Raw genomic sequence first — 10969 nt, 5'->3', positions numbered from 1 at the left:
GTCAGTTCCCTCCCTGGCCCGCGGCGGCCTTCATGATGAGCCCGGCGATCCGGGCAGCCTCGGCACTGGCGTGCCCGCCGGGCACGTTCTCCAGCATGACGCACACCGCGGAGACCGGTTTGCCGTCCTCATCGAGGGCGTAGCCGACGAACCACCCGTGCGGGTCGGCGCCCGCGGCGTTCTGGGCGGTGCCGGTCTTGCCGCCGACGGTGAGCCCGGAGATCCGCGCGTTCTTGCCGGTGCCGTTCTCGACGACGCTCTGCATCATCTCCTGGAGGTCCTTCGCGACCGACGAGTCGATCGGCTGGCGCAGCTCCTTCGGCTTGGCCGTGTAGATGGTCCGGCGGTCCGAGTCGAGCTGCTGTTGCACCAGGTAGGGCTGCATCTGACTGCCGTTGTTGGCGACCGTCGCGGCGATCATGGCACCTTGCAGCGGGGTCATCCGGACGTCCCGCTGGCCGAGCGAGGACTGGGCCAGCGCCGCCTTGTCCACGGAGCCGTCCTCGTTCGCGATGGCGCCGGTCCGGCTGGCCGCCACCGAGAGACCCTTCTTGCTCTCCAGGTCGCCGACGACGAGGTCCTCGTTCTCGAAGCCCCACTTCTTCGCTGTGTCGATCACCACATCGCGGCCGAGCTTCACGCCGAGCCGCGAGTACGCGGTGTTACAGCTCGTGGTCAGCGCCTCCTTGAGCGTGATCGTGCTGCCGGGGCAGACCTCGTCCTCGGAGTTGCGGATCGTCGCGCCGCCCTCCTGGTAGACGCTGCCCGCCTGAAGCTCGCTGCCGATGTTGTAGTCGTGCTCCAGCGCGGCCGCCGAGACGATCACCTTGAACACGGAGCCGGGCGGCAGGGTGTTCGCCACCGCACGGTTCAGCAGCGGCTGGCCCTTGTCGGCCTCGAGCTTGTCGTAGGCCTGCCGGGCCGCCGCCGCGTCGTGGCTGACCAGCGGGTTCGGGTTGTAGCTCGGCATCGACACCATGGCCTGGACGGCGCCGGTGGCCGGGTCGATCGCGACCGCCGCGCCCTTGGTGACGCCGCGCTCGTTGTCGGTCATCTGCTTCCAGGCGACCTCCTGCGCACGCGGGTTGATCGACAGGACGATGTTGCCGCCGCTGGTGCTGTCACCGGTGAACATGTCACTGAGCCGGTCCGCGAAGAGCTTGTCGCTGGCGCCGGAGAGGATGTCGTTCTCGGCCGCCTCGATGCCGACCGCGGCGCCCTCCACCGGCTTGTAGCCGAGGATCGGCGCGTAGATCTCCTTCTTCGGGTAGACCCGCTGGTACTTCAGCTCGCCCTCGGTCTCGGTGTTCTGGGCGAGGGCGACACCGCCGGCCGCCTCGATCGAACCGCGGGGCCGGTCGTACTCCGCGACCTGGACCCGCTGGTTGCGCGGATCGGTGCGGTAGTCGTCGGCCCGGTACGCCTGGATCCAGTTGAGGTTGGCGAAGATCAGGCCGAACAGGACGAGGATGACGACGCCGGAGCGTCGGAGGGGGGCGTTCACGGCTTGATCACCTCCGTCATGGCGCCGTGCAACTGGGTGGGTGCCTTCTTCGGTCCGCTGGTCCGCTCGGCGAGGCTGTTCGCCGGCCGGCGCGCGGCATCGGAGATCCGCAACAGCATCGCGATGAGCAACCAGTTCGCCATCAGCGACGAGCCACCGGCGGAGAGGAACGGGGTGGTCTGGCCGGTCAGCGGGATCAGGCCGGTGATGCCGCCGAGGATGACGAAGACCTGGAGGCCGAGGGTGAAGGCCAGACCGCCGGCGACCAGCTTGCCGAACGAGTCACGGACCGCCAGCGCCGCGTGCAGGCCGCGTTCCACGATCAGCAGGTAGACGACCAGCAGTGCGGAGAGCCCGAACAGGCCGACCTCCTCGCCGAGCCCGGCGAAGATGAAGTCGGTCCGGACCTCGGGCACCTTGCCCGGCGAGCCGGCGCCCGGCCCGGTGCCGAACAGGCCGCCGGTGCCGAGCCCGAGCAGGCCCTGGACCAGCTGGTAGCTGTTGCCGCTCTCGCGGGTGTAGTTCTCCTGGGAGAACGGGTCGAGCCACAGTTCGGCGCGGTCGTAGAAGTTCGCGAACGGGCCGCCGATCGTGGAGCCCAGCAGGTACGCCACGTAGACGCCGCCGAAGAACAGGACCAGGCCGATGATCAGCCAGCTGGACCGCTCGGTGGCCACGTACAACGTGACGACGAAGAGCCCGAAGTACAGCAGCGCGGTGCCGAGGTCCTTCTCGAAGACGAGGACGAGGAGGCTGAACAGCCACACCGTGACGACCGGGCCCAGGTCCCGGCCACGCGGGAAGTCGATGCCGAGGAACCGGTGGCTGGCCAGCGACAGGACCTCCCGCTTGCGCACCAGGTAGTACGCGAAGAAGGAGACCAGGGCGAGCTTGGCGAACTCACCCGGCTGGATCGAGAACGACCCGAACCGGATCCACAGCTTCGCGCCGTTGACCTCGGAGATGCTGCCGGGCAGCACCGCCGGGATCATCATCAGCACGATGCCGACCAGACCCAGGGTGTAGGCGTACCGCGAGATCACCTTGTGGTCGCGCAGCAGCAGGAGCAGCACCGCCGCCAGGATCAGCGACAGCAGTGTCCAGGCCAGCTGGCGGCCGCCGGTCTCGGCGAAGAACCCGGGTACGGGCTCGTCGTTGGCGATCGCCCGGGCGATGTCGAGGCGGCGCAGGAACGCCACCCCGATGCCGTTGATCAGCGCCACCGCCGGCAGCAGCACCGGGTCGGCGAACGGCGCCGTGAACCGGACGACCACGTGCAGGCCGAGGAACAGGATGCCGATCAGCGCGGCCGGCACCCAGAAGTTCGGCCGGATCTCGTCGAACTGGTTCGCCTCCACCGTCGCGCCGAACGCGGCGACGAGAAGCATGGCGAAGGCGAGCAGTCCGAGCTCGGCGTTGCGGCGCGTCTTCCATTGCCGGATACGCGACATCTCGCCCGTGGAGGCGGGTGTCGGAGCCGGTACGGCGGGCGCGGTCAAGAATTTCCCCAGACGTGTAGGCCGTGTGTTCAGTCGACGGTCCGGCACCCGACCGGGTCGACGCTCGGCGGAGCACTCTCCGAGGCGGCGGCGGACGGGGCCGGCGTGGTCTTCGCCGGCGTTGCCGAGGCGGAGGCCGACGGCGCGACACCGGCGGCGTTGCAGATCGGCTTGAGGTTCGGGTTCGACGGCTCCTCGCTGGTCAGACCGGCCAGCGTGGAACGGGCGGCGGTCTGACTGTCGGCGTGGATGCCCTGCTTGACGCGTTCCTGGGCGACCGGCGTGAGGTCTTCCAGGCTGACCTGGCTGGTCTCACTCACGGTCGACAGGTCGACCCCGGCGATCTGACCCGGCACGCCCTGGAAGATGGCGAGCTGACCCGCGTCGGTAGCGCCGACGTAGTACTGGTCCTGGGTGTACTTCCAGCCCAGCCACAGGCCACCGCCGAGCACCCCGAGCAGCACCAGCACCATGAGCGCGGTCCGGACCGGGTGGCCGGAGGGCTCCGGGTCCCGGTCGTAGCCGTTGGTGGCCGGCTCCGGTTGCGCCGGGCGCGGCTGCGGCTTGAGCGCCGCGGCCCGGGCGGCCGAGGTGGAGCTGTCGGCGACCGTGGTGTTGCCCCGGTCGAGGGAGGCCGCGCCGCCCACGATCGGCGCCTGCTCGACGATGTCGTCGATGGCGTCGGCGATGATCACGGTGATGTTGTCCGGCCCGCCACCGCGGAGGGCCAGTTGCACCAGCCGTTCCACGCACGCCTTCGGGTCGGTGAGCTCGCGCATGGTCTGCGCGATCGTCTCGCCACTGACCACGCCGGAGAGCCCGTCGCTGCAGATCAGGTAGCGGTCGCCCTTGAGCACCTGGCGGACGGAGTACTCGGGGTCGATGTCCCGGCCGTCCAGCGCCCGGGTGAGCAGCGACCGCTGTGGGTGGCTGCTCGCCTCCTCGGGGCTGACCCGGCCCTCGTCGACCAGCATCTGGACGTAGGTGTCGTCCTTGGTGATCTGCGAGAACTCGCCCTTGCGCAGCAGGTACGCGCGGGAGTCCCCGATGTGCACCATGCCGAACTTGCTGCCGGAGAAGAGGACCGCGGTCAGCGTGGTCCCCATCCCCTCCAGCTGGGGGTTGGCGTCGACGGTGTCCCGCAACTGCTGGTTGGCGGTCCCGACGGCGTGGCGGAGCGCGTCGACCATGGCGTCCCCGGGGACGTCGTCGTCGAGTGGCGCCATGGCGGCGATAACGATGTTGGACGCGACGTCACCGGCGGCCATGCCGCCCATGCCGTCCGCGACAGCGAGAAGTCGCGGCCCGGCGTAGACGGAGTCCTGGTTCAGGTCTCGGATCAGACCGCGGTCGCTCTGAGCGGCATAGCGCAGGGTCAGGGTCATGGCCGTAACTCGAGAGAAGTGCGCCCGATCCGGATCGGAACGCCAAGGGGGACTGGAGTGGGTCCGGAGACCTTACCGCGATCAAGGTACGTGCCGTTGGTCGAGCCGAGGTCCTCCACGAACCATTGGCCGTCACGGGGCACCAACCGGGCGTGCCGGGCCGACGCGAAGTCATCGGTGATGACGAGCGTCGAGTCCTCGGCGCGGCCGATCGTGATCGGGGCTTCACCGAGCGTGATCCGGGTGCCGGCCAGCTGACCGGCGGTCACGACGAGCTGCCGCGCCGCCTTACCGCGTTTCGCCTTCGCCGGCCGGCCCTGGAGCACCGCGCCACCCACCCCCCGAGGGCTGGCGACGATGCTCTTGGACCGGCCACCGGCGAAGAGATCCCGCCGGATGACCCCGACCACCGTGAACACGAAGATCCACAGAAGGATGAGGAAACCGAATCGGGCGACGGTGAGGACGAATTCGGGCAAGGTCGCTAGCCGTCCACTCGGAAGGTGAGCGTGGTGGTGCCGAGCTGGATCATGTCGCCCGGGTTGAGCGCGACGGCGGACACCCGCTGGCCGTTGACCATGGTGCCGTTCGTCGAGCCCAGATCGGTCAGCACGACCTGGTTGCCGTCGTAGTCCAGCCGGGCGTGGCGCCGCGAGATGCCGACGTCGGGCAGGCGAAGGTTCGCCTGGTCGCCGCGGCCGATCACGGTCGAGCCCATCTGCAGCGGGTAGGTCCGGCCGTCGCCGGAGACCAGGCCGACGCTGCGGGGGCCACCGTGGTGCTGCTGGTAGCCACCCTGCTGGTGCTGGTCGTAGGGCGAGTACTGCGGGCCGGCGTCGTACGCGGGCTGCTGCACCGGGGCGACCTCGCCGCCGGTGTACACCTCCGCGGTGACCCGGAACATGCCCGTGTCCAGTCCGTCGCCACGCTCGATCTCGACGATCACGTCGCCGTAGACCGTCCAGGCCTGCTCACCGATGAACTCGGCCTGGGACTGCGCCAGCTCCTGGGCCAGCGCGGCGGCATAGGGCGCCAGCCGACTGTGGTCGTATGGCGACAGGTCGATCACGTAGCGGTTGGGCACGAGGGTGCGGCCACCGGCGAGGATGGCCTTGTGCGCCTCGGCCTCCCGCTGCATGGCATTCAGAATCTCCACAGGGTGCACGACACCCTTGAACACCTTCGCGAAGGCCCCTTCGACCAGGCCTTCCAATCGCTTCTCAAAGCGCTGCAGCACGCTCACCGGCTCCTCCTCGGGTTCCGAGGACATGATGGTATCCGGCGGCCGCTTGCGCATCCTTAGCCCAAGAGCAGCCGGCACTTCTGACCCTCGTATGACCGCCTACGACGCCGTGCTAGTGTTTCCAGCGTCGCGAGGCGGTATCTACTCGCTTGGTGACGTGCGACAGCGTAGTCTGTCGCAACCAGTAACAACGAAGCAGGTTCGACCAGCCCGCTTCGGCCGAGAAGGTCGGATGTATGATCTTCGAGGCAAGTCACATGGGGATGTGGCGGAATGGCAGACGCGCACGGTTCAGGTCCGTGTGTCCGAAAGGACGTGGGGGTTCAACTCCCCCCATCCCCACGAGTCGTTGAAGCGCTCTCGTTCCGCTTTGCGGACGGGAGCGCTTCGTCGTTTCCGGGCTTCGGCGATTCAGTCGCGCTTTCGGGTGGGCTACAAGATCAACCCCTTTGGAGTACGGGTGAGCGCCGGAATTTCACGTCAACTTTCGGGTGAAGGTGTACGGGGCGCTATGCTCGCCGCCTCATCGGTTCTCAGGGTGGAGTGACGGTCGTGACAGCGACTAGTGCGGGTGTCGGGCAGGGCAAGCGCAACGTGCTCGGTGTGCTCGTGGATGCGACCGATTACGCGACCGCGACCGCGCAGATCATCGAGGCCGCCAGGGAGCGGCGCGGGTTCGCCGTGACGGCGCTCGCGGTGCACGGCGTGATGACCGGCGTCGAGGACCCCGCCCACAACGCCCGGCTGAACTCGTTCGATCTGGTCACACCGGACGGCCAGCCGGTCCGCTGGGCGCTGAACGTGCTGCACCGGGCCGGACTGACCGACCGGGTGTACGGGCCCGAGCTGACGCTCCGGGTCGTCGAGCAGGCGGCCGCCGAGGGCCTGCCCGTCTACCTGTACGGGTCGACCGAGCCCACCCTGGAGCGGCTGGTCCCGGCCCTGATGGGGATGTTCCCGTCGCTGCGGATCGCCGGTGTCGAGGCGTCCAAGTTCCGGAAGTCCGAGCCCGGTGAGGCGGAGGCGATCGCGGAACGCATCAAGGCGTCCGGCGCCCGCGTGGTGCTGGTCGGCCTGGGCTGCCCGCGGCAGGAGATCTTCACCTACGCCATGCGCCCGCTGCTGGACATGCCGCTGCTCGCCGTCGGCGCCGCCTTCGACTACCACGCCGGCCTGCTGAAGAACCCGCCCGCCTGGATGCAGCGGTACGCGCTGGAGTGGTTGTGGCGCCTGGGCCTGGAGCCGAAGCGGCTGTGGAAGCGGTATGTACTGCTCAACCCGGCGTACCTGAGCCGTCTCGCCGCACAGCGGCTGGGCCTGTGGAAGGCGACCCCGCCGGCGCCCGCCACCGAGCGGGTCCACGAGTTCGCCGTCTGACCGACCGGATCCTGTCTCGGACAGTGCGTTGTAGATCACTGTCCGTTCTCGACGGAGCGTCCCGGGGCGCCTACGCCTAGTGGCGCGGGACCCCTACGGGTGCCCGGTCCGGGCATATCCCGGTTTCGGTACGAACGCGAACGGTGAACGCTGTCGATGTGAACACCGTCGTGGACGTCATCCTGATCGGCACCCTCGCCGCCGTCTGGCTCACCGCCGGGCTCCTGGTCGACGGGATGCCCGCCGCCGTGACCGCGCGTCAGCTGCGCCGCCGTGCCGGTCTGCTCTCCGCGCTGGTCGGCGCGGGCGTCGCGGTGTTCGCCGCGGTCCCCCTGGTCGCCGCCCTGATGCCGGGCGTCTCGGCGGCGCCGGCCGCCGCCCTGCTGCCGGGCGTACCGGCACTGATCGTGCTGACCGCGACCCTGCGCCGGCTCGGCTGGGTGCGCCGCGGCGCGGGGGCGTTCGCCACCGCGCCGCTGACGCCGGTTCCGCCGGCCCTGCGCGCCGCGGCCGCCCACCCGCTGCTGTCCGCGCCGTTGCAGATCACCGGCGTGGCCGCGCTGGTGGGCCTCCCGATCGCGGCCGGCCTGGTGGACGTGCCCGGCGGCGTGGCGACCGGCATGCTGGGCATCGCCGTCACCGTCGTCATGGTGACCGTCGCCGGCATCGGGATCCGGGCGGCGCTGCGGCACAGCCGCCTGGCCCCGCTGGTGCTGGCCCCGATCGGCCGCCGGGACCGGGAGCGGGCGCCGGCCGGCGCCCGCTGATCGTCAGTGCTGCTTGGCTTCCTGGACGTAGAGCAGCTCCAGGATCGAGCGGGTCGCCTCGAACCAGCGGTCCAGCCACTCCGACGGCGGCAGCGTGCCACGAGCCGGCAGCTCCAGCAGCAGTCCACGGAGCAGCGGGTGGTCGGCCATCGACTGGCTCGACGAGTCGCTCCAGGTTCCGGACGGGAAGACCGGCTCGTTCAGGTTCTGCAGATCCAGGGAGGGCAGCCTCGCGGCCCGGTCGAGCGAGCTGGTCGGCTCGATGCTGTGGGAACGCCCGGGCGACCGGGTCGGCAGGCCGGAGCTGGTACGGGACACCAGCTCACCGTCGCTGTGATCGCCCGTGAGAGCTTCCCGCCGGCCCTGCCGGTAGGCGCTCACGCCTCCGCTGAAGCGGTCCTGCGCCGTCGACGAACCGCTGCTGAGGTTCTCGGAACCAATAGTCATCTCTACTGCCTTGCCTCGTCGGTGGTGTGTCCCGGCCCGTCAGCGCGGTCCGGTCCGCGCCTGGAGCTTTCAACGAGGCGAGTCGCGCACAGCGACGCGAATCGGGCAAATAGCAACGGTCGGCCCGGTGAACGGATCACCGGACCGGCCGCTCAGGCATCCTCAGAGGTCGAACTCGCCGTCCTTGGCTCCACCCACGAACGCGTCCCACTCCGCGGTCGTGAAGATCAGCGCCGGTCCCGACGGGTTCTTCGAGTCGCGCACCGCGATAGCCTCGCCGACGAACGCGACCTCGACACAGTTGTCGCAGTTCGGCCCGCTCCGCGTGCTCTTGAACCAGCGTGCCTGGTTCAGATCGACTCGGAGGCCCTTCGCCTCGATTTCCACAATGGCTCCTCTGCCAGCTTCTCGATCATCTCGATGGACGCCTCCGGATCCAGGGCGGCGGCCCGGATGGTGCCGAACACCTCGCGGAACTTGCGGAGTTCGTCGTCCTTCTCCAGAAAGAGCCCGCCGGCCGCGTTCTCGGCGAACACCACGGCGGGGTCACCGTCCGAGGGGAAGTCGAGGATCGCGAACGCACCGTCCATGGCGGCATGCGCGCCGACCGCGAACGGCAGGATCTGGAGGGTCACGTTCGGCAGACCGGCGGTCTCGACCAGATGTCGCAACTGATCGCGCATGACCGCGTCGCCACCGACCGGGCGACTCACCACCGCTTCATCGAGCACCACCCAGAGATCGATTGGATCGTCCTGAATCAGTAACGACTGCCGTTCCATACGGACGCGGACCCGTTGCGCGATTTCCTGATCGGTGTCATCCCATCGGGCGGATCGAATGAGAGCCATTGCGTACTGCTCGCTCTGCAGAAGGCCCGGAATGACCTGCTGCTCGTACGCCTGAATTGATCTAGCTTCGGCCTCGAAGCCGACATACGTGCTGTTCAGGACGGTGGAGAAGGGGTGCCACCAACCTTTCTTCCGGGCATCTCGCGAGATTTCAACTAACTCTCCTGAAATGTCCGGATCGACACCATAAATAGCTAACATGGCGCTCACGTCATGCGGGCTGGCGGTGGTATGCCCGGTTTCGATCCGGGATATCTTGGATGTCGAGCAGCCCAGCCGCTCGGCCACCACATCAATCGTCACGCCGGCCGCCTCGCGATACCTGCGCAGCTCCACCCCGAGGCGGCGTCGACGGACGGTGGGACTGCGGCGTCGATTCACCGGACCAGTCTCCCGAGCCGCTCATGATCGTTCAAGCACATTGGATGATCACGGAGAATCACGGAAGCGTGACATGCAACTTGCATCGACGAGACTGGTGGTGCAATCTTTCCGTATGGCTTGCATCACTTAACGTTCTTGAAAGACGCGAGCAAGTCCGACAAATGCCAGCAAGACGACGTCCGATACGGGGCGCCGAGCCACTTCTGGTCCATGGTGGACCTTCTCCCGAAACCGGGTAGGTGTGATCGGCGATAGTGACGTTCCGCAACCTCCTTCGATGGTCAAACCCGTCGGAGGCTTGCAAGGGCGTACCAAACCGGCAAACTGGTGCGCCTAGGTCACCAAAGTCCATCTACACGGGTCTCAGGGCAGGAGATGACGTGGTTCTACCTCGGTCCGGTGATGTCATCCACGTGACGAGAGCGGCGAGCGTCCAATTCGCATCACCGATGCTCTTCCGGGTCATCCGGGTCCACGACTGGCCGACCTACGAGGGGTGGGTCTGGCTGGACGGCTACGAACTGAACTCGGCCGGTGACGCGGTCGAACGCCGCTCGATCTTCGTACAGGTCAATGGTCTTCGCCCGGCGGGGAAGGCGCCCGATCCGCGGCTGCGCAACAGTCGCCAGCCGGCCACCCGCCCCGGGGTGGCGCCCGCGCGGACGGTCCGGACCCCGCGCTGATTCAGCCTCCGGCGGAGGCCGCCGGTGTCGCCGGAGACGGGTCGTCCGTCCGCGCGATGGCCACGATCAGGGTCACCCGTGTGTCCGACGGCACCTGCAGGCCCTCCGGGGGGTCGCAGTTGATCACCGTTCCCGGCTCGGCGTCGCTCTCCCGGCGGATCACCCGGTATCCGAGTCGGGAGCGGGTCAGTGCCGCCTGTGCGTCGGCCAGCGGCATCCCGCGTAGCGCCGGCACGGTCACCTCGCGTTCCGCCGCGTCGGTCGTCGCGGGTGTGGTGATCGTCTCGGTCACCGTGGGCGGGGTCGTGATGCCGGGGTCGGCCGGCTCGGTCGTGGTGGCGCGCACGGTGGGTGTGGCGCCCGGCGTCTCGACCTCCCCGTCCGCGTTCTGCACGATCACCACGATGCCGAAGCCGAGCAACCCGAGCAGGATCAGCGAGACGGTGCCGATGGCGATCGGCGCCCACCAGCGGCCGGACGGCTCGGCGGGCCCGCGGTCGGCCCAGTCGCCGTCCTCGTCGAACTGCTCGCGGCGATAGGCCCCGTAGGGCCGGACACCGGCCCGGCCGGTCCACACGTCCGCGCCAGGGTCCTCCGGTTGCGGGGACGGCTGCTCGTCCACTGACGACAGCGGGCGGGTCTCGTCATCCCGCTCGGGTTCGCGCTCCTCGGGCATCACCGCGCCCCTTCCGCTCCGTACATCCGCGCTAGTCGCAGCGTCAAGGTATCGAATCTTGCGGCCTGGTTGTGGTTTCCACCAGCCGGAAAGCGGTCGAATGCCGACCCTCGGTGACCATTTCCCAGACATCGGCGAGGACCAGTACAGTGC

General features: G+C 68.8%; 12 protein-coding genes and 1 tRNA gene. 4 read left to right on the top strand and 9 right to left on the bottom strand.

Features of this window, described 5'->3' with window-relative positions; all coding sequences use genetic code 11:
• Position 1: 1 nt before the first annotated feature.
• From J5X75_RS31435 to J5X75_RS31415, 5 genes are all read right to left on the bottom strand, one after another.
• Positions 2-1504, bottom strand: a complete 1503-nt coding sequence (locus J5X75_RS31435) for a peptidoglycan D,D-transpeptidase FtsI family protein (protein WP_208471168.1) — start codon at positions 1502-1504, stop codon at positions 2-4.
• Positions 1501-2955 carry an FtsW/RodA/SpoVE family cell cycle protein gene (locus J5X75_RS31430; RefSeq protein ID WP_208471166.1) on the bottom strand — a complete coding sequence of 485 codons (1455 nt, stop codon included), beginning with the start codon at positions 2953-2955 and terminating at the stop codon, positions 1501-1503. Before J5X75_RS31430 ends, J5X75_RS31435 begins: the two co-directional genes overlap by 4 nt.
• 77 nt (positions 2956-3032) lie before the next feature.
• Positions 3033-4388, bottom strand: coding sequence for a PP2C family protein-serine/threonine phosphatase (locus tag J5X75_RS31425; protein ID WP_208471165.1), 1356 nt, complete (start codon positions 4386-4388; stop codon positions 3033-3035).
• Positions 4385-4867, bottom strand: a complete 483-nt coding sequence (locus tag J5X75_RS31420) for an FHA domain-containing protein FhaB/FipA (protein ID WP_208471163.1) — start codon at positions 4865-4867, stop codon at positions 4385-4387. Before J5X75_RS31420 ends, J5X75_RS31425 begins: the two co-directional genes overlap by 4 nt.
• Before the next feature lie 5 nt (positions 4868-4872).
• Entirely contained in the window at positions 4873-5658 is a 786-nt protein-coding gene (locus J5X75_RS31415; RefSeq protein WP_183225796.1) for an FHA domain-containing protein, read from the bottom strand.
• Positions 5659-5890: 232 nt separating this feature from the next.
• Between J5X75_RS31415 and J5X75_RS31410 the strand changes: the two genes are divergently transcribed.
• The 3 genes from J5X75_RS31410 to J5X75_RS31400 all read left to right on the top strand — a co-directional run bounded on the left by J5X75_RS31410 (position 5891) and on the right by J5X75_RS31400 (position 7775).
• A tRNA-Leu gene (locus J5X75_RS31410) sits at positions 5891-5973 on the top strand.
• A gap of 210 nt (positions 5974-6183) precedes the next feature.
• A complete protein-coding gene (locus J5X75_RS31405; protein WP_208471162.1) occupies positions 6184-7008 on the top strand; it encodes a WecB/TagA/CpsF family glycosyltransferase in 825 nt (274 codons plus the stop codon).
• 143 nt (positions 7009-7151) lie between these two features.
• Complete coding sequence (locus J5X75_RS31400; protein WP_208471158.1) at positions 7152-7775, top strand: hypothetical protein; 624 nt, start codon at positions 7152-7154, stop codon at positions 7773-7775.
• Between the two features lie 3 nt (positions 7776-7778).
• Here the strand turns inward: J5X75_RS31400 and J5X75_RS31395 are convergent, their stop codons facing one another.
• The 3 genes from J5X75_RS31395 to J5X75_RS31385 form a co-directional block, all read right to left on the bottom strand.
• Complete coding sequence (locus J5X75_RS31395) at positions 7779-8222, bottom strand: hypothetical protein (protein WP_208471157.1); 444 nt, start codon at positions 8220-8222, stop codon at positions 7779-7781.
• Between the two features lie 162 nt (positions 8223-8384).
• Entirely contained in the window at positions 8385-8603 is a 219-nt protein-coding gene (locus J5X75_RS31390; RefSeq protein WP_372441892.1) for a DUF397 domain-containing protein, read from the bottom strand.
• On the bottom strand, positions 8573-9454 hold the full coding sequence (locus J5X75_RS31385; RefSeq protein ID WP_208471156.1) for a helix-turn-helix domain-containing protein: 882 nt from the start codon (positions 9452-9454) through the stop codon (positions 8573-8575). Before J5X75_RS31385 ends, J5X75_RS31390 begins: the two co-directional genes overlap by 31 nt.
• A 383-nt stretch (positions 9455-9837) precedes the next feature.
• Between J5X75_RS31385 and J5X75_RS31380 the strand changes: the two genes are divergently transcribed.
• A complete protein-coding gene (locus J5X75_RS31380) occupies positions 9838-10140 on the top strand; it encodes a hypothetical protein (protein ID WP_208471155.1) in 303 nt (100 codons plus the stop codon).
• Between the two features lies 1 nt (position 10141).
• Here J5X75_RS31380 and J5X75_RS31375 read toward each other — a convergent pair whose 3' ends face one another.
• Positions 10142-10816, bottom strand: a complete 675-nt coding sequence (locus J5X75_RS31375; RefSeq protein WP_208471153.1) for a PASTA domain-containing protein — start codon at positions 10814-10816, stop codon at positions 10142-10144.
• Between the last annotated feature and the right edge of the window lie 153 nt (positions 10817-10969).

It is taken from the genome of Actinoplanes flavus, assembly GCF_017592555.1.
Taxonomy (GTDB): Bacteria; Actinomycetota; Actinomycetes; order Mycobacteriales; family Micromonosporaceae; genus Actinoplanes; species Actinoplanes flavus.
The sequence above is the reverse complement of the archived record's forward strand: the minus strand, read 5'-3'. Positions and strand labels throughout refer to the sequence as shown.

Coding starts and splice junctions, on each gene's coding strand:
- J5X75_RS31430 (WP_208471166.1), bottom strand. CDS start 2,955: ATGTCGCGTATCCGGCAATGGAAGACGCGCCGCAACGCCGAGCTCGGA.
- J5X75_RS31425 (WP_208471165.1), bottom strand. CDS start 4,388: ATGACCCTGACCCTGCGCTATGCCGCTCAGAGCGACCGCGGTCTGATC.
- J5X75_RS31415 (WP_183225796.1), bottom strand. CDS start 5,658: ATGTCCTCGGAACCCGAGGAGGAGCCGGTGAGCGTGCTGCAGCGCTTT.
- J5X75_RS31395 (WP_208471157.1), bottom strand. CDS start 8,222: ATGACTATTGGTTCCGAGAACCTCAGCAGCGGTTCGTCGACGGCGCAG.
- J5X75_RS31375 (WP_208471153.1), bottom strand. CDS start 10,816: ATGCCCGAGGAGCGCGAACCCGAGCGGGATGACGAGACCCGCCCGCTG.